The organism is Paenibacillus sinopodophylli, from assembly GCF_005930355.1.
Taxonomy (GTDB): Bacteria; Bacillota; Bacilli; order Paenibacillales; family Paenibacillaceae; genus Pristimantibacillus; species Pristimantibacillus sinopodophylli.
The window spans coordinates 431,331-449,100 of the sequence record NZ_VDBO01000002.1 but is presented as its reverse complement, the minus strand read 5'-3'; the positions used below and the strand labels follow the sequence as shown (position 1 = coordinate 449,100).

Below are 17,770 nucleotides of genomic sequence, written 5' to 3'. Positions count from 1 at the left end.
TTTTTCCCAACCGAAATGGAAAAAGTATGGCATTCTCAATGATCGCGTCCAACGAGATAATCCGCAATTTCAAGCAGTCTGTCAGGTGAGCTGAGTTCCGCTTCGAGTATAGCTGACTTTGCTTCTTGGGTTAACCGTTCAACCTGAGCTTTACTTTCTTCTATTCCGATAAGGAACGGATATGTCACTTTATTTTGTGCCACATCGCTGTTCGTTTTTTTGCCAAGCTTCTGCTCGTCGCCAATCAAATCAAGAATATCGTCTTGAATCTGGAAAGCTAAGCCTATATTGCGTCCGTAGAGTGCCAAAAGGTCAAGCTGCTTTTGAGTTGCTCCACCGATCCTGCCCCCTGCCGTCACGGAAAAAGCGATTAAATCACTTGTTTTGTGAAGATGAATATATTCAAGCTCGCCGATGGATGTAATGCCTTGTTCACCCAGCATATCCGCGACCTGACCGCCGACCATACCTGGCGCGCCGGCTAGCTTGGCTAAATCCTCAACGATTGCAAGCGCGGTTTCCGCGCTGACTCCGCCTTCGCGGGCAGCTTGGGGAATAAGATGGAAAGCGTGAGTAAGGAGCGCATCGCCTGCTAGAATAGCCATCGCTTCACCGAACACTTTATGGTTCGTCAGCTTGCCTCTGCGATAATCGTCATTATCCATCGCAGGTAGATCATCATGAACGAGTGAATACGTATGAATAAATTCAACCGCGCAGGCAACAGGCAGCGCTGTGGTCGACGAGTTCGCCTCGCCTGATACGGCTTCAGCTGCCGTGAGAACAAGTGCAGGTCTTAGACGCTTGCCCCCTGCTTCCAAAGAATAAAGCATCGCTTCCCTTAATCTCGCAGGAACATCCCACTCGCCAGGCAGCGATTTCCTAAGCGAAGCTTCAATAAGCTCCGCACATTGCGATAAATACGCTTTTATTGCGACCTTCTCGTTCAAGCTTATTCCCCTTTGTCCTCGTTCACTTCCGTAAACGGTTTTTTCTGAAAACCATGCTCTGTCTCTATCAACAGCTCGATCTTGCGTTCGACCTGCTCCAGCTTGCCTCCGCATAGCTGAGAGAGCTTCATTCCTTCTTGAAACAGCTCGATCGCCGTCTCAAGAGGCACATCCCCATTCTCCAGCTTAGAAACAATAGAATCTAAACGCTCCATTGCCTGCTCGAATGAAAGTTCACTTTCAGTCCGTGCCGCCATTCATGCCATCCCCTCTCCTTGCATCTACGAGACAATCCAGCTGGCCGTCTGCCAGCTTCACTCTCACAATCTCACCCAGATTAACATCGTGTATGGATTTGATTAATCGAGCTTCCTGCTGATCATATACGAGGCCGTAGCCTCTGGACATCACTTTCAGTGGACTCAGAGCATCCAACTGCTTTAAATTGCTATAAAGCCTTTGTTTATTCTCCTTAACGACATTGCTCATAGCCTGCTCAAGCTGCTTATGCGAAGCTTGCAAACGCTTTGCAGCATATGCTGCACGCTCACCAGGATGATGCGCAGCAAGAGTTGTCTGCAGCCTGGCAAGCCGTGTATGGCCGCGTTCAGCGATACGTTTCGTTCGCTGCTCAAGCTGCTCTGTCAAACGATCCAACCGTTCTGCTTGCTCAAGCAAATATTTGCGTGGATGCATAAAAAAAGGAGAGCGCCGAATGCGCTGCAGCTTCTCCTTCTCATCTTGTACACGGTAACGTATTCCCTGAACCAACCGCTGCTGATGTCGCTTTAACTGCTGCTGCAGCTCAATGATGTTCGGAACAGCCAGTTCTGCCGCTGCCGTCGGCGTTGCTGCACGAAGGTCGGCGGCGAAATCCGTTATGGTGAAATCGGTCTCATGCCCGACTGCGCTAATGATAGGTATTACTGAAGCTGCAATGCTTCTAGCAACAGCTTCCTCATTGAACGCCCACAGCTCTTCAAGCGAGCCGCCCCCTCGACCTACAATTAATACGTCAGCTTCGCCAAAACGATTCATCGCCTCTATCGCTTTTACAATGGCAGGTGCTGCTTGAGCACCTTGTACGAGCACTGGATAAATATAGATTGGGATTAATGGATATCGCCTGCGTAATGTAATAATAATGTCTCTAACCGCCGCACCTGTAGGTGATGTAATAACCCCAATGGCACGCGGAAATTGAGGAATCGGCCGTTTGCGGGATTGCGCAAAAAGCCCTTCTTCATTTAGTTTGCTTTTGAGCTGCTCAAAGGCTAAATATAAGCTTCCAATACCGTCTGGCTGCATGGCGTTCACATAAAATTGATAATTGCCATCACGTTCATAAACCGAAATATTGCCTCTGGCAATGACCTTCGTACCTTCTTTCGGAATAAAAGGAAGACGTTGGTTTTGAGAGGCAAACATGATCGATTTCACTCGGCTATCCTTATCTTTTAGCGTGAAGTACATATGTCCGCTGGAATGATGCGTGAAATTAGAAATTTCACCGCGAAGCCAAACATCGCCAAGCAGCAGATCCGACTCCATTTTCATCTTAATATAACGATTAAGCTCTTTAATGGAAAATATCCGAGGCTGATCTGCCATGCCCGCAATCACTCCTTGATTCCGTTTGCCCTTTTTGCTGCCGTAATCGTATTCTTCATAAGCAAGGTTATTGTCATCGGACCTACTCCGCCAGGAACTGGCGTAATAAAACCTGCAGAATCTAAGCAATCCTCGAAATCAACATCACCTGCAAGCTTGCCGTCAGGCAGACGGTTTATGCCAACGTCAATTACAATGGCGCCCGGCTTGACGAACTTATGTCCAATTGCTTTTGCTTTACCAATAGCTACGACAAGAATGTCGGCTTGCTTGGCTATTTCCTCCATATTGGCTGTACGGGAATGGCATATCGTAACGGTAGCATTTTCACGAAGCAGCAGCATCGCTACTGGTTTACCAACGATATTGCTTCTGCCGATTACGACAGCGTGTTTTCCTGCAATATCCACGCCGCTGCGCTTAATAAGCTCGATAACACCTGCGGGGGTGCACGGAAGCAGACTGTCGTCACCAATGACCAAGTTGCCTACACTCTCAGGATGAAAGCCGTCAACGTCCTTTTCAACACGAATAGCATCAATAACGGCTTTCTCGTTAATGTGCTTAGGCAGCGGCAGCTGTACGAGAATTCCATTTATGGATGCTTGGTTATTCAAACGATCAATGACAGCCAACAAGTCCGCCTCACTTGTTTCTGCAGGCAGGCGGTGCACCTCTGAATAGAAACCAAGCTGCTGACAAGCTTTCTCCTTAGAGCCAACATAAACCTTAGAGGCTGGGTCTTCGCCTACGAGAACGACCGCAAGTCCTGGAATGATACCTTTCTCTTTCAAGGCTGCGGATTCCGCAATCATTTCCTCTCGGATTAGGTCGGAAATTTTCTTTCCTTCAATGATTTGTGCGCGCATAGCTCCAGTCTCCTTTATTATCAATGAATTGTTTTTTTTACTAATATTAAGATTTCAGCTCTTCAATTTCTAGAAGCAGCTTACCAAGCACACCATTAACAAACTTTCCTGATTCCTCTGTGCCGAAATGTTTAGCGAGCTCAATCGCTTCATTAATCGTAGCTTTCGGTGGTACATCATCACGGAAAATCATCTCATAACAAGCCAAACGCAATACCTGGCGGTCAACCCGTGACAAACGGTCAATCTGCCATCCTGTCAAATACTGTTGAAGCATACCATCAATGGCTTGCCTGTGCTCCATTACACCTGCAACAAGTTCACGGGAGAACTCATCCGTACTGCTAGCTTCAGCCGGATCTGCTTCAATTTCATTTTCGTGGCGAAGCTCCTCCATCAGCATGTCTACTGCATCTGATGCCGAAACCTCATTCATCTCCATCTGGTACAAGCTAGAAACTGCTATTTCTCGTGCTAATCTACGTTTCATGTTACCTCCGCGGCAATTTTATGCCGAAATGTTATTATTCTTGTACATGTAATTGCTCAAGATGAAACAGCCATCACCGCCCTTTGACGGCAAGGCGCGCTTCATTCCGATTTAAGAAGAAACGCCTGACGGTGTCCTTGCTGTAGACGCCATCGTTTCAGCGAAACGTATAGAGAAAGGATGAGCGAACTCTTATACTTTCCTATGCGTCAAAAAAAACCTATGATCTCCTCCCTGCCCCGAAATAAGCGGCTTTCCGAAATCCGGAGTACGGAGGAGACCACAGGATCATCTAAACGGCCTAAATCTTTCTAACAATGAATACCAAAGCCGCTGCCATGGAATGACAGGTCCGCTGCTTGTTTCCTTCTGAACGCCGATCCAATAACCAATTGAGACAAGAAGCCCTACAAAAAGCATGTCCCAAAAACCGACAAACAAATAAAGCAATCCGAAAAACAAACCAACAGCAGCACCAGCTGCTCGTTTTCCATAGATGGCCCAGAATTCCCTCCACATCAGCAAGCTCACCTCTATTCTACGCGACTTTTGAAGGTGCCTGTTTGAATAATATTTGCCACATATACCGCTACATTCATTACGGGAATACCAGCAATATCCTCGACATGCTCTTTCACTGTGCGTTGAATTTCCTCTGTCAATACGGGTATGGAGCTCTCACCATCTACTACAGCACGAATAACAATATCAAGACCGGCATCTGTTGCGCGAATGCGAGCACGTAAATCCTTTACGCCGCGCTGGCGTGATGCTGCTTTAAGCGCTAGATTCTCGATCGTTTCAAGTGAAATACGAATGTCGCCAAAGTCGGTTCTTTGATCGATAGAAGGAGCAGACGCCGACCCGCGATGCAAGGACACGATAAAAAATCGCAAGCTTAGTATGAATAGAATGATGCCCGTTACGATTAAAGTAATCTTTAATGAATCGAGACGGTACAGCTCATCTATCCAATCACTCAATAAACTTAAAGAGATCCAGCCAAATCCAATGCAAACCAACAAAACAGAAATACAGCCAATTGCAATGCTATATAGAAACAATAGCAGCTTGTCCACGACCTTAATCAAGCGTAGCGCCTCCTTCTGCCCAGCCGAATGAAAACCCCCTTGCGCCGAGCGGCATGCCCATTCACGAGGGGGTTGTACGGGATTTAATTAATCCAGCTTTATTTTATTTAACTCTGTGTAGGATTTCTTCTTCATCCGGTTTATCAGGTGTCTTGAAATGTACATCGTGAATATGTACGTTCACTTCAACGACGTGGAGTCCCGTCATCATCTCGATTGAGCGCTTCACATTCCGTTGAATTTCCGAAGCGATTTCTGGAATGCGATTGCCGTATTCAACAATAATAGATACGTCTACCGCAGCCTCACGTTGGCCAACTTCAACCTTCACACCTTTTGACAAGTTTTTGCGTCCAAGCAATTCAACAATGCCTCCCGCAAAACCGCCGCTCATTCCAGCGACCCCATCCACTTCAATCGTAGCTAATCCAGCGATAACTTCGATGACTTCAGGTGCAATTTGAATCGTGCCAATGTCCGTTTTCTCGTACTCCGCAGCGATCGTACTCATGTTGGTTGTACACCTCCTTAAAGTTGCGCGTACTCGGCGCAGTGCCAAGCAATAAACCGCATCTTGTTTAATATACTATAACATTCGGCAAGAAATATGACAAACTATACTACTTGTTCACACTTTTGTCGCTTACTTATTCTGTAGCGTTAATATCATGCTCTTCCAGGAACTTAATGTCGAAGTTTCCGCTCACGAATTTCGGGTGATTAAGCAGCTTCAAATGGAATGGAATTGTCGTCCGAATGCCTTCAATAGCAAACTCGGACAATGCACGCTTCATTCTCGCTATCGCTTCTTCGCGGGTTGCTCCCCATACGATCAGCTTCGCAATCATGGAATCATAATGCGGCGATATCGTGTAGCCTGGGTATACAGCACTGTCCACGCGGACACCTGCACCGCCCGGCGGGAGATAGAATGGAATCAATCCAGCAGATGGCATGAAATTTTTCTCGGAATCCTCCGCATTCACACGACATTCGATGGACCAGCCATTAATCTTCAAATCGCTTTGAGCAAAAGAAAGTGGATTGCCTTCCGCTACGGATACCATTTCTTTAATCAAATCAACATTCGTAATCATCTCGGTTACGGGATGCTCGACTTGTATGCGAGTATTCATTTCCATGAAATAGAAATTGCCGTCAGGGCCGAGCAAAAACTCTAATGTGCCCGCTCCAGAGTACTGAACGGCGAGCGCTGCGCGCACTGCTGCTTGTCCCATCCGTTCTCTAAGTTCTGGAGACAACACGGAGCATGGCGCTTCTTCTACAAGCTTCTGACGTCTGCGCTGTACAGAGCAATCACGTTCAAACAAATGGACAGCATTACCATGCTTGTCAGCCATAATTTGAATTTCAACATGCTTCATGCCGGTCAAGTACTTCTCCAGATAAACACCTGCGTTGCCGAAAGCCTTCTGAGCCTCTTGCTGTGCAGTCGTGATCTGTGCGATCAGCATCGATTCGTCATCGGCAATACGAATGCCTTTCCCGCCTCCGCCTGCAGTCGCTTTAATAATAACCGGATATCCAATTTCGCGAGCTATCGTTATCGCTTCTTCCATGTTCTCAATCAAACCGTCAGAACCGGGAATAATCGGCACGTCGGCAGTCTTCATGGTCAGCTTGGCTATCGCCTTGTCGCCCATACGGTTAATGGCATCCGCAGATGGTCCGATGAATGTAATGTTGCATGACTCGCAGATTTCAGCGAAGTTAGCATTCTCAGCAAGGAAGCCATAACCGGGATGGATAGCATCACATTCCGTTATCGTAGCTACACTCATAATATTCGTCATATTCAAATAGCTGTCCTTCGACGCAGTAGGCCCGATGCAATAAGCTTCATCTGCAAGACGAACATGCAGTGAATCACGATCTGCTTCCGAATAAACAGCAACCGTGCTGATGCCAAGCTCGCGGCAGGCACGTATAATACGAACCGCTATCTCGCCGCGGTTAGCAATTAATATTTTATGAAATTTCACGTAGGAACCCCTTTCAAACAACAGTATCCCTGTTCGGACGATAACGATTTATACTATTCAGCCTTAACGAGGAACAATGGCTGGCCGTATTCTACAAGTTGACCGTTTGATACTAAAACCTCAACGATTTCACCGCGAACTTCTGCCTCTAGCTCATTCATAAGCTTCATCGCTTCCAAGATGCAGACTACCGTTTTGTCGCTGACACGGTCGCCGGCTTTAACAAAAGCCGCTGCTTCAGGGGTAGGAGAACTGTAGAAGGTACCTACCATTGGCGATACGATTTGGTGCAGATGATCCGTTGATGGACGGGCTGGAGCAGCATCTTGCGCTAATTGAGGCTGTGCTGCGGGTGCCGCTTGCTGTGTTTGTACAGGCGCAGGCGCGTATGTATGCGTAATTGGAGCCGCTTGCACATTCACCACTTCCGTTTTCCCTGGCTTACGGATGAGCAGGCGAGTCCCTTCGTTTTCAATTTCCAGCTCATGAACGGAAGTTTGATCAACCAATTTGATCAACTCTTTGATCTCGCTCAATTTGAACATGAATATTTTCACTCCTTAAATTTGCGATAACTAGAATGCTTTCATAGCATGTAACCAATATCGGTGTACACGCAATATAACCAATTCTTTCACATAACGTTTAACATTATATCATAAACAAGCCTGAACACGAATCATTTTTTGTTCGAAACTGTTTTCTCATCCAAGAAGAAACACCGGACGGCGTCTTTTCTATAGACGCATCGTTTCAACGAAACGTATAGAGAAAGGATCAACACACTCATATCCTTTCTCTATACGCCAAAAAAAGACTTTGGCGCAGCCAGCCCGCGAGCTGATAAGCCAAAGTCTTTTTCATTTCACAGCCTAACGCTGTTTACGGGATATATCTTACCGAAACCTGATCCGCGCCGACTTCCATCGTGCTCATGACCAGTTTAATAATCTCAGCAGCCTGCTTCTTCTCCAGCTTATCGCTTGAGACGACAACGTTGAATTTGTCGCTCTGCTCGTCAACGACAGCGACCTCGTACTGCTTCATTAATTCTGCTTCTATACTTGTGAGCTTGGATGTTTTTTCCTCAAGTTGTTCAAGCTGAGCTAGTGCAGCAGATGCTTCTTCTGGTTTCTCAGCCGTCTTATTGATCGCACCGTAGATCCGATCTTCTTCCTGCGCATTGATAAGCTCACGCTTGGTAAGCAACTCGCTGAAAAGACCGCCTGCTGCTAGGCCCTGCGCGTCTATTTGGCTCAAGGTTTCCTTGTCAGCCTCGCTCAGTACGTTCTCGCCAGCAGGCTGCTCTACTTCATTCACGACCAGTCCGTCTCCGCTCGCCGCTGCTTCTGTTGCGTTGCTTGCTGCTTGTTCTGTTTGTGATCCGTCAGTTAGTACATCCGGCGTTTCTACATCTTGTGTGAATAAATAATATGCAGATAATACCACCATTAAGCTGAGCATTGATACGAGCCATACTGTTTGTCTTTTCGTGTTCATGAGAACACCCTCCCATACGATTCAATTTTTTATTGCTTGCTTGGCACAACAGAAATCCGATTAACCGGGACGCTGACACCTTTCTCTACTGCATTCACAATAAGCCGCCTGACTGTAGCGTTCTCTGCACCTTTTGCCACAATGAGAATACCGCGAATACGCGGGTTAATCGTTTTGGTCACGATAGGCTTCTGATCACCGGATACCTCATACAAGACGACCTGACCGTCTTTGGTAATCGAGGTAATATGCCTCTTGCCTCCGTTTGGATCGTTTTCATTCGTTACCTGCTGAGATTCTTGCGTATTCCGTTCGATCTCAATTTCCTCCGTGGAATCCACCGTCACTAGAACATCGACCGTTCCAACTCCAACTATTTTTTCCAAAATTTCCTTTAATCTGATTTCCAGTGGATGCTCGATAACCGTAAACATCGATCCCGCTGATGAATCCGTATTGTTCCAGACCGCCTCGGATTGCGGCGGTGGATTCGGATCCTGAGCAGACGGAGTCACTTCCTTATACGTCAGAAATGAGTTCACAATCATTAGCGCCGCGCCAATCCCCCCAACGATCAGCAATATTCGCAGCGTCCGAATTCGCTTCGGACCGCCAGGACCGCCGCCAACCGCTGATTCTATGCTCTCCAGCCATTTGGCCACCGCGCCTTACCTCCTCTCCGTTCCTAGCCTTTTTCCTTTATCTAGGCTGAATGGCAGGCTGTCTAATCGTAATCTGTTTTTCAGCAAGACCCCAGCCCTTTGCAATCAGGCTGCTGAGCTCAGCAGTTACGGCAGGATCTACCGGAGACCAGCTCCCGCCAAGCTGCTCCTCTTGATTTCGCTTTTCTTTATTCGGCGCTTCAATTGAAAGCCCGTCCCTTGGGACAATAGGCTGGACCTGAACATCAACTATGACCGGCTGCACCTTCTCCACAGTTGCACCTTCCAAAGCAATAGAATTGGACTCCTCTGAAGCTTTAAGCGTAACCGTCACTTGACTGAGCAGAGGCGCTAGCTGACCTGCTGCGTTCACCCATTTCAATGTTGCATCTACACCCGCAATCGGTGCATCGGTACGTTCAGATAGTTCACTCAGAATAGACGCCTCCAGCGTGCGCTCCGTCAATTTGGCTGCCTCAAGGCTTCTCTTGGCACTCATCGCCTCAGCATCCTGTTTGATTTGGTTAAGGCCGGTCATCTGCATATCTCCTTCTAATGCCGATCGACTCCACTTCGCCATGCTTTCATCCAGCTTTGCTCCTATATCACTCTGAATCAGCTTGAGAATAGGAGATAGAATGGTAAGTAGAATAAACAAGCCTACTACTAGCCGAGCATAGCGCTGCATCGCTCTATTCGGGAGCAGCAGTTCAACGAATACGGCCAGCAGGATGATTGCGATGATGTCTCTCAACCAGTCGCTCAGCCAAGCAACCACGTTTTCTCGTCCCCTTCCTTACCTAACCATCAACGATGCATTGCCTGCAGTCAAAATAATCGTAACCGCAAGAAAAAACATAAGACTGACAGCAGCAAGAGCCGCAAAAACATAAATCATCGTCTTGCCTATCGTTTCCAAGCAGGTCACGATTGGCGAGTCTCCGAGCGGCTGCATAACCGCCGCAGCCAGATTGTAGATTAGCGCCAATGTCAAAATTTTGATTGCAGGGAACGCGCTGATGAATAGCAGAATCATGACGCCAGCGATTCCGATTGCGTTTTTAGCAAGCATAGAAGCCGATATGACGGTATCCGCAGCATCTGAGAACATCCTCCCCACGACAGGAACGAAGTTGCCGGTAACGAATTTGGCCGTTCTCAGCGTAACCCCATCCGTTACTGCACCTGTCACGCCTTGTACGGAGATAACACCTAGAAACGCAGTGAGCAGCAATCCCAAAATACCCACACCGATGTTTCTTAGCAGATTGGCCAGCTGCGTGACCTTGAACTTCTCGGAGAGAGCGCTTGTAATATGCAGCACAGCCGAGAAGAACAGCAGCGGAAACACTAGTGTATAAATCAGCGTTCCAACCGCATGAATCATAAAGATAATAAGTGGATGCAGAACCGATACCGAGACAACGTTCCCCATGGAGGCCAGCAGCGTCAGCAGCAGCGGAACCATCGCCAGCATGAATTGAATCATGCTTTCAATCGCACCTTTCGCATATCCCATCGCCACATGGAAGCTGTTGACCGCAATAATGATCAGCACCATATAAGTAATAGAATAAGCAACCTTGCTGACAGCATTACGTTCGAATGCATTCTGCAGTGTTTCAAGCACCATGCTGAACACCGTCAGCATCACGATCGTAACCAACAGCTTTCCGTTGTAGAGCACCTCATGCCAGAAGTACTTGAGAAGCCCCTGAAGCATGTCCGTCAATTTCAAGCCGTCGCCGCCTGGCAGGATCATTTCCATGAAGCTGGGAATATGCTGATCGGGAAAATACCCCCCATATTCGCTTGACAGCTTGTTCCAATAAGACTCGACAGCCTCTGTCTCAAGCCCACCAAGCTGCTCATTTGCCAGCTCCTTCGCAAGCTCGTCTGCCCCGGCTTGAGCGCCCTGCACAGGCGCTGCGTTCTCTCCGCCTAATGCGTAAGCGACCGAAGGGACAAAGGATAACATCATAGCAGCTATCATAATGAAAAGCAGCAGTTTGGCTCTCTCTCTTACAGGGGCAGTATTCATCATGAGCTTCAGCTCCCATCCGGCAGAAGCCCGATAACCGTCTCAACGATTACGCTTATAATAGGAACAGCCATGACAAGGATGAATATTTTACCAGCGAATTCAATTTTGGAAGCAATGCTTTCTTGGCCCGCATCCCTTACGATTTGAGCACCGAATTCTGCGATATACGCAATTCCGATTATTTTCAATACCGTCTTCAAGTAAATGGAAGGGATACCTGATCGATTAGCCAGATCCTCCAGCACGGAGATGACCATTTCGATTTTGCCGATCAGATACAGGAAGATGAATAAACCTGTAAAAGCTGCGAGCAAAAAAGCGAACATCGGCTTCTGCTCCCGAACGACAAGTATGAGCACCGTTGCCATCAGACCAAGACCAACGATTTGAATCATTTCCACTTCGCTCACCTGCTTGCATGAACGCCTGAATAAAGACGTCTACTGGAACAGAAATATCGTTTTGATTTCTTGAAATAGTTCATTTAGGAGCCGAACGACCATGAACAGCACGACAACAAAGCCAATAACAGTAACCCAGTGCGCCATATCTTCCTTTCCCATTTGCTTCAGAACGGAGTGGATCATGGCGATCACAATTCCGATTCCGGCAATTTGGAAAATGGCGCTCACATCCATGTCCATCTATGCGGCACCCCACTACACCATCAAAATGACGACCAGCACAGCGATCAGCAGTCCGAGGCTCTTCCACATCTTCTCGTACCGTCCTTGGTCGTCTCTCGCTGCATCTTCCTCTGACTTCAGCTGCAACAAAGCAAGATGTATATGCTTCAATTGATCTTCCTTATCGCTAATGCCTAACGTAGAGCCGAGCCGAATTAGAACAGCCTGCTCATTCTTCTTCATGGCTGTCATTTCCCATTGAAGCCTGATCGCCTGCTCCCAGCTGTCTCGGAAGCTGAAGCTTTCCGTTTCCCAAACTCCGCTCGCTGCTTTACGGAATATAGATGCGAGCGGCTCAGGCGTTGCTGATGCCGTTCTCTCCAGCGCTTCGGGAAGCGGAGTATGTCCGTAACCAATCTCCGTTTCAAGTCGCTGCAGCGCGTGGGCAAGCTGCCTGAGCTGTCGCGGCCTCTCCGCAAATCTAGCTGCCTGCTGAAAGCCAATCATCGTACCTGCGAACAAGACCAGCACCGCACCAAGCAGCTTGATCATGGGTCATCAGCTCGCCTTCTTCCCATCCAGGCTTGTACGGCATGCGGGAGCAACCGAGGCATGGCGGCAACTTCGCGAGCAGCAGCGCTCTCTAGTGCCGCTTCTGCAGGAACCACGCGATGCATAACCCCCTGCTCCGTCCGCTTCAGCTCCACTACATACGTAAAGGCTCCTTCTTCTAGCAGTTTCAGCAGCACGGGCCTGCCTCTCGCATCTTGCAAATCATACGCATGAGCTGTCGCTACAACGCTGATTCCTGCATGGCTGGCTTCTCGAATAGCCTCGCCATCCTCTGGCCTGCCGATTTCATCAATGATCAATACCTCCGGCGACATCGACCGCACAAGCATCATCATGCCTTCCGCCTTGGGACATGCGTCCATCACATCGGTTCGAGGACCAACGTCAAACGTCGGGATTCCACGTACACAGGCGGCGATTTCAGATCGCTCATCTACGATGCCAACCTTTCTTCCCTGCCAGCTGCTTGCCTCTAAGGTTGGCCATAAGCCGTAGCTTACCGATCTGGCAATATCTCTAACCAGCGTTGTTTTCCCTTGCTGAGGCGGAGCCAGAATTAAGGTGGAGTGCAGCGTTTTTCTATTACGATCGATCAACTTAGGAAGAAGAAGTGCGCTTGCTCCAATGACTTCACGCGCAACCCTTATATTGAAGGCGCCAATATCACGTATGCCGCGCACCATTCCGCCGTCCAATATGGTTCTGCCTGCCAGTCCAATCCGATGCCCGCCAGAAACGGTAATAAAACCTCTCTTCAGCTCCTCCTCCATGGCATATAGCGAATAATTGGTAATACGCTCCAGCAGCTTACGGCATGTGTCTGCAGAAGGCTTGTATGCCCCATCAGCAGCCTGCCTGAGCGAACCGTCAACCATCATAAAGCGAGATTGCCCGCGGAAGCCTATTTCAAGCGGCCTTCCCTCACGAATCCGAATTTCCTCCAGCTGCTCCTGCATGTGATCAGGAAGGCGCTCCAGCAGCGTCTTCAGCTCCAAAGGCAACAGATGCACTACGCGTGCTAGCATATGCTTATCACTCCCGGGTGTTTGTCCTTCGTAGTTCCTATTTGTATGCTCTCCATGCGAAAATATGTCTGATCCATGTAACTTTGCTAGATTTGTAATCTATTATTTTTTCAAAATACCAATCATGAGACAGATAACGCCTGCTCCTACCCACAAAAACTTAGAAGGCGAAAGCTTATCAGACATCCCGACGAGCCCAACTGTCGTTGTCGTAATTAGGATGATTGGACCTACTAACGCGAGCGATGAGTTTACGACAAGCGCTTTGTCAATTTGATTCAGCCTTAGCATGAGAAGTGCTGCGCAAATTTCAATCGTACCTGAAGTGAGTCGCAGTGAAGCCATCGTCAATACTATTTTGTTAAGCATTTGGGTGTGACCTCCTTCCCTCAATTGATTGTTCCTTATTCATATGCAGACTTGTCTGTCTTTCATACCGGACACCTGCCTAAGCACATGCGCATAAGATAGACTATTGCGCACAAGAAGGGCGGTACAACAACTATGCAAGTGCAAGTCATTTCGAGTGTGAACGAAGCCAGCTCAGCAAGATTCCATCATAAAACAGCAATTATCGTCGATGTATTGCGCGCTACGAGTACGATCGTGACCGCACTCGCGGCAGGCGCCTCATGCGTCATACCTGCAGAAACGGTTATGGAGGCGCGAGCGCTGCAGCGGTCGGGAGATTTGCTTGGCGGCGAACGCTTCTGTCGAAAAATCGCTGGCTTTGATTTAGGAAATTCACCGGAGGAATATACAGAGAAGGCCGTTTGCGGCAGAAGAATCGTGCTCACCACGACGAATGGGACGAGAGCCATTCACAAGTCTATGCGTGCTGATCATGTGCTGACTGCTTCGTTATTGAATGCAGAGGCCTGTGCCCGTGCTGCTATCGACCTCCGTAGAGATGTCGTCATCTTATGTGCTGGCAGCCATGATGAATTCGCGATAGAGGACGGCTTATGTGCCGGCCTTGTGCTTGATAGACTGCATGCCATAAGTCAGTTGCCGGTTGAGATGGATGATTTCGGCACTGCAATGCTGGCTTTATATCGGAACCGTTCAGGAGTAATTAGTGAAACAATCATGAATGGTATGACCGGGAAGAAGCTGCTGAAGCTGGGGTTGAAGAAAGATATTGAGGCATGCTCGGCCATCGATATCTTCCATGATGTTCCGAGGCTCCATGGCGATCAATTAACGAGAAACAGTTAATCGGCAGCAAAAAGGCATGCACCTATCGTTCAGGTGCATGCCTTTTTAGAGTATATCATCGAGATTAGCGGCGATCTTGTGGTCCGCCTACGAAAGCTTGCTCCGCCGTATCGAGACCATATGCCGTATGAAGCGCACGAACCACATCGTTAAGCGGTTCAGCCGCAATCACGCAAGAACATTTGATTTCTGAGGTGCTTACCATCTTGATGCTCACACCAAGGGCAGAGATCGTTGCGAACATTTTGGCAGCTACGCCAGGATTACTAACCATGCCTGCTCCAACGATCGAAATTTTAACCAAATCCGATTCTGAAGTCGTTTCACGGAAAGGAACTGTGCTGCGAATGCCTTCGATGACTGCAATTGCTTTGTCTTTATCGTCGCCAGACAGCGTGAACGAGAAGTCAGCCTTGCCGTCCTGCACGCCGCTCTGCACAATAATGTCAACGTCGATGGCATTGCTTGCCAGTGCACCGAACACATTGGCAAGCACACCTGGCACATCCTCAACACCCATAATGCTAATTCTTGCTACATTTTTGTCAAACGCGATGCCGCGAACGACCACGCCTTGCTCCATGACCGCTTCCTCCTTCACACTCGTACCTTCGTTATAGGTGAAACTTGATCGAACGACCAGCTTAACATTGTTATGCTTAGCATATTCTACCGCTCGGGGGTGCAAGACAGCCGCACCCAAGTTTGCGAGCTCCAGCATTTCGTCATACGAAATTTCGCTGAGCTTACGCGCGTTCTTGACGACACGAGGGTCAGTGGAATAGATACCATCAACGTCGGTATAAATCTCGCAAACATCCGCTTTCATCGCAGCTGCCATGGCAACTGCAGTCGTGTCAGAACCGCCGCGTCCAAGCGTCGTAATTTCTCCATCTTCCGTCATCCCTTGGAATCCGGCAATAATGGCCACATTACCCTGCTCTAATGCTTTGAACACACGGTCTGGCTGGATGTCAGTCATCTTCGCCTTGCCATGTACCGCTTCCGTACGAATTCCGGCTTGCCAACCTGTAAAGGATACGGCTTTCGCTCCAAGCTGATGAACCGTCATCGACAATAATGCGATCGAAATTTGTTCACCAACCGTTAGCAGCATATCCATCTCCCGCGCCGGCGGGCTTGTATTCAGCTGCTTCGACTGATCGATTAGATCGTCAGTCGTATCTCCCATGGCAGACACGACAACAACGATATCGTTGCCTTCCTGCTGCCTTTCAATTATACGTTTCGCTACACGCTGCATCCGCTCCGGCGATCCCACGGAGCTGCCGCCAAACTTCATCACGATCAACGACAAAGCTGATTCACTCCCAAACCTGACATGTACATACAAGTCATTATTATATCACAATGAGCTTAACAATGGGTATATCTAACTACAAAAAAAACCGCCCGAATAAATTCGGACGGTCTGGGCTACTGCAATCTAAGCGCGTGAGATGTATTTACCCTCGCGAGTATCGACAAGCAGAACATCACCTTCGTTAATGAACAAAGGAACTTGAACATTAAGACCAGTTTCAACCTTTGCCATCTTTGTTGCGCCTTGTGCTGTGTTACCTTTTACGCCCGGCTCTGTTTCAATTACTTTCAGATCAACGCTGTTTTGCATTTGAATACCAAGAATTTCACCTTGGTAGCTGGAGATGTTCACGTTCATGTTCTCCTTCAAGAAGTTAAGCTCCCATTCAAGCTGCTTCTTATCCAGGTTGAACTGGTCGAACGTTTCATTATCCATGAATGTGTATTCCGAACCGGAATTGTACAAGTATTGAACCTCACGATTCTCGATAATCGCACGGCCAATGCTCTCGCCTGCACGGAAGGTTTTCTCAACAACGTTACCGTTGCGAAGGTTTTTGAGCTTGGAGCGAACGAATGCCGCGCCTTTGCCTGGCTTAACATGTTGAAAGTCTAGTACGGTATAAATATCGGTGTCTACTTGCACAGTCAAGCCTGTTTTAAAATCGTTTACTGAAATCATTACTGATTCCCTCCTGAATGAATAGTCCTTACCCCAGAGTGATCAAGTCCTTCGGGGATGAGGTTAATATTTTAATACCGGTTTCCGTAATAACGATATCATCCTCAATGCGCACGCCGCCGAAGCCTGGTACGTATATGCCGGGTTCAACCGTAACCGTCATGCCGGGGGTTAAAATCGTTTCACTAAGCTTAGACAGTCTTGGCGCTTCATGAATCTCCATGCCAAGTCCATGTCCCGTACCGTGTCCGAACAAATCGCCATATCCGTATTTCGTAATGATATCACGGGTAAGGGCATCTGCTTCGCGACCCGACATGCCGGGCTTAATATTCGCTAGAGCATGCAATTGCGCCTCTAAGACGATATTGTAAATCTCTAGATGCTTGTCCGTAGGCGTGCCAACGACAACCGTCCGAGTCAGATCGGAGCAATAGCCGTTGTAGTAAGCGCCGAAGTCAAGCTTCACAAACTCATTATTGCCGATAATCCGATCGCTGGCTACCCCATGTGGCAAAGCCGAACGCTCACCCGATGCCACAATGGTATCGAAAGAGGAGGATGTAGCGCCATGACTGCGCATATACACTTCCATTTCAAGCGCGATATCCGTCTCACGTACGCCTGGTCTAATAAGCTTCAGGATATGATTGAAGGTGCTGTCAGCAAGATCAGCGGCCTCCTGCATAACTTGCAGCTCGGCTTCATCCTTGATTTGGCGAAGCTGTTCGACAATCCCGGAAGATGGCTCGAGTGTTATACCGCTAAGCAGCTTCGTCCATGCTGTGAATTCACTGTATACAACATGATCCTGCTCGAATGCGAGCTTCGAGAGCTTCTCTTCTGACAGAATGTCACGTACATCGACAAGTGGACTCGCACCGTGCTCAACAATCTGAAAGCCTTCTGCTTGCTGAGGGGCTTGCGAGCGGTACCGGAAATCAGTAAGCAGGTAGCTCTTATTTGGCGTTATAAGCACCATGCCTGATGAGCCTGTGAATCCGCTAATATAGCGACGGTTATATTCGCTTCCAATTAGTATCGCTTCAAAGCGATGCTCTTCCATCAACTGCCTAAGTCGCTTTACTCTCTCGTTTGGCATA

Annotated in this window: 23 protein-coding genes; 1 reads left to right on the top strand and 22 read right to left on the bottom strand. The window is 48.2% G+C overall.

Going from position 1 to position 17,770, the window contains the following annotated elements; all coding sequences use genetic code 11:
- Window positions 1-35: 35 nt before the first annotated feature.
- From FGT79_RS14010 to FGT79_RS13920, 19 genes are all read right to left on the bottom strand, one after another.
- Entirely contained in the window at window positions 36-950 is a 915-nt protein-coding gene (locus tag FGT79_RS14010; RefSeq protein WP_138753415.1) for a polyprenyl synthetase family protein, read from the bottom strand.
- A 2-nt stretch (window positions 951-952) separates the two neighbouring features.
- Complete coding sequence (xseB, locus tag FGT79_RS14005; protein ID WP_138753414.1) at window positions 953-1,207, bottom strand: exodeoxyribonuclease VII small subunit; 255 nt, start codon at window positions 1,205-1,207, stop codon at window positions 953-955.
- Window positions 1,191-2,561 (bottom strand): exodeoxyribonuclease VII large subunit, encoded by a 1,371-nt coding sequence (xseA, locus tag FGT79_RS14000; protein ID WP_138753413.1) that lies wholly within the window; start codon window positions 2,559-2,561, stop codon window positions 1,191-1,193. The genes xseB and xseA overlap by 17 nt, the downstream gene beginning before the upstream one ends.
- A gap of 8 nt (window positions 2,562-2,569) precedes the next feature.
- Complete coding sequence (gene folD, locus FGT79_RS13995) at window positions 2,570-3,430, bottom strand: bifunctional methylenetetrahydrofolate dehydrogenase/methenyltetrahydrofolate cyclohydrolase FolD (RefSeq protein WP_138753412.1); 861 nt, start codon at window positions 3,428-3,430, stop codon at window positions 2,570-2,572.
- Between the two features lie 46 nt (window positions 3,431-3,476).
- The gene (gene nusB, locus FGT79_RS13990) at window positions 3,477-3,920 is read right to left on the bottom strand and encodes a transcription antitermination factor NusB (protein ID WP_138753411.1); all 444 of its coding nucleotides are present in this window, start codon (window positions 3,918-3,920) and stop codon (window positions 3,477-3,479) included.
- 288 nt (window positions 3,921-4,208) lie between these two features.
- Window positions 4,209-4,439, bottom strand: coding sequence for a DUF2273 domain-containing protein (locus FGT79_RS13985; RefSeq protein ID WP_138753410.1), 231 nt, complete (start codon window positions 4,437-4,439; stop codon window positions 4,209-4,211).
- Window positions 4,440-4,453: 14 nt separating this feature from the next.
- The gene (gene amaP, locus FGT79_RS13980; protein ID WP_138753409.1) at window positions 4,454-5,011 is read right to left on the bottom strand and encodes an alkaline shock response membrane anchor protein AmaP; all 558 of its coding nucleotides are present in this window, start codon (window positions 5,009-5,011) and stop codon (window positions 4,454-4,456) included.
- 103 nt (window positions 5,012-5,114) lie between these two features.
- A complete protein-coding gene (locus FGT79_RS13975; RefSeq protein ID WP_138753408.1) occupies window positions 5,115-5,522 on the bottom strand; it encodes an Asp23/Gls24 family envelope stress response protein in 408 nt (135 codons plus the stop codon).
- 136 nt (window positions 5,523-5,658) lie between these two features.
- Entirely contained in the window at window positions 5,659-7,014 is a 1,356-nt protein-coding gene (gene accC / locus FGT79_RS13970; protein ID WP_138753407.1) for an acetyl-CoA carboxylase biotin carboxylase subunit, read from the bottom strand.
- Window positions 7,015-7,067: 53 nt separating this feature from the next.
- Complete coding sequence (gene accB, locus FGT79_RS13965) at window positions 7,068-7,559, bottom strand: acetyl-CoA carboxylase biotin carboxyl carrier protein (RefSeq protein ID WP_138753406.1); 492 nt, start codon at window positions 7,557-7,559, stop codon at window positions 7,068-7,070.
- Window positions 7,560-7,896: 337 nt separating this feature from the next.
- Window positions 7,897-8,514 (bottom strand): SpoIIIAH-like family protein, encoded by a 618-nt coding sequence (locus tag FGT79_RS13960; protein ID WP_138753405.1) that lies wholly within the window; start codon window positions 8,512-8,514, stop codon window positions 7,897-7,899.
- Window positions 8,515-8,543: 29 nt separating this feature from the next.
- Window positions 8,544-9,176: a stage III sporulation protein AG gene (gene spoIIIAG, locus FGT79_RS13955; protein ID WP_138753404.1), complete on the bottom strand. Its 633-nt coding sequence runs from the start codon at window positions 9,174-9,176 to the stop codon at window positions 8,544-8,546.
- Window positions 9,177-9,213: 37 nt separating this feature from the next.
- Entirely contained in the window at window positions 9,214-9,954 is a 741-nt protein-coding gene (gene spoIIIAF, locus FGT79_RS13950) for a stage III sporulation protein AF (RefSeq protein ID WP_138753403.1), read from the bottom strand.
- Window positions 9,955-9,972: 18 nt separating this feature from the next.
- Complete coding sequence (gene spoIIIAE / locus FGT79_RS13945; protein ID WP_246096427.1) at window positions 9,973-11,220, bottom strand: stage III sporulation protein AE; 1,248 nt, start codon at window positions 11,218-11,220, stop codon at window positions 9,973-9,975.
- A gap of 5 nt (window positions 11,221-11,225) precedes the next feature.
- A complete protein-coding gene (gene spoIIIAD, locus FGT79_RS13940) occupies window positions 11,226-11,621 on the bottom strand; it encodes a stage III sporulation protein AD (RefSeq protein WP_138753402.1) in 396 nt (131 codons plus the stop codon).
- 39 nt (window positions 11,622-11,660) lie between these two features.
- Window positions 11,661-11,864: a stage III sporulation protein AC gene (gene spoIIIAC / locus FGT79_RS13935; RefSeq protein WP_138753401.1), complete on the bottom strand. Its 204-nt coding sequence runs from the start codon at window positions 11,862-11,864 to the stop codon at window positions 11,661-11,663.
- A gap of 15 nt (window positions 11,865-11,879) precedes the next feature.
- Window positions 11,880-12,398: a stage III sporulation protein SpoIIIAB gene (gene spoIIIAB / locus FGT79_RS13930; protein ID WP_138753400.1), complete on the bottom strand. Its 519-nt coding sequence runs from the start codon at window positions 12,396-12,398 to the stop codon at window positions 11,880-11,882.
- The gene (gene spoIIIAA / locus FGT79_RS13925; protein WP_138753399.1) at window positions 12,395-13,444 is read right to left on the bottom strand and encodes a stage III sporulation protein AA; all 1,050 of its coding nucleotides are present in this window, start codon (window positions 13,442-13,444) and stop codon (window positions 12,395-12,397) included. The genes spoIIIAB and spoIIIAA overlap by 4 nt, the downstream gene beginning before the upstream one ends.
- 102 nt (window positions 13,445-13,546) lie before the next feature.
- On the bottom strand, window positions 13,547-13,813 hold the full coding sequence (locus FGT79_RS13920) for a YqhV family protein (RefSeq protein ID WP_138753398.1): 267 nt from the start codon (window positions 13,811-13,813) through the stop codon (window positions 13,547-13,549).
- 135 nt (window positions 13,814-13,948) lie between these two features.
- On the opposite strand from FGT79_RS13920, the gene FGT79_RS13915 reads away from it, so the two are divergent.
- Window positions 13,949-14,662: a 2-phosphosulfolactate phosphatase gene (locus tag FGT79_RS13915; RefSeq protein ID WP_138753397.1), complete on the top strand. Its 714-nt coding sequence runs from the start codon at window positions 13,949-13,951 to the stop codon at window positions 14,660-14,662.
- A 64-nt stretch (window positions 14,663-14,726) separates the two neighbouring features.
- Here FGT79_RS13915 and FGT79_RS13910 read toward each other — a convergent pair whose 3' ends face one another.
- The 3 genes from FGT79_RS13910 to FGT79_RS13900 all read right to left on the bottom strand — a co-directional run bounded on the left by FGT79_RS13910 (window position 14,727) and on the right by FGT79_RS13900 (window position 17,769).
- Window positions 14,727-15,980 (bottom strand): aspartate kinase, encoded by a 1,254-nt coding sequence (locus FGT79_RS13910; protein WP_138753396.1) that lies wholly within the window; start codon window positions 15,978-15,980, stop codon window positions 14,727-14,729.
- Between the two features lie 129 nt (window positions 15,981-16,109).
- On the bottom strand, window positions 16,110-16,667 hold the full coding sequence (efp, locus tag FGT79_RS13905) for an elongation factor P (protein WP_138753395.1): 558 nt from the start codon (window positions 16,665-16,667) through the stop codon (window positions 16,110-16,112).
- 28 nt (window positions 16,668-16,695) lie between these two features.
- Window positions 16,696-17,769, bottom strand: a complete 1,074-nt coding sequence (locus tag FGT79_RS13900; protein ID WP_138753394.1) for a M24 family metallopeptidase — start codon at window positions 17,767-17,769, stop codon at window positions 16,696-16,698.
- Between the last annotated feature and the right edge of the window lies 1 nt (window position 17,770).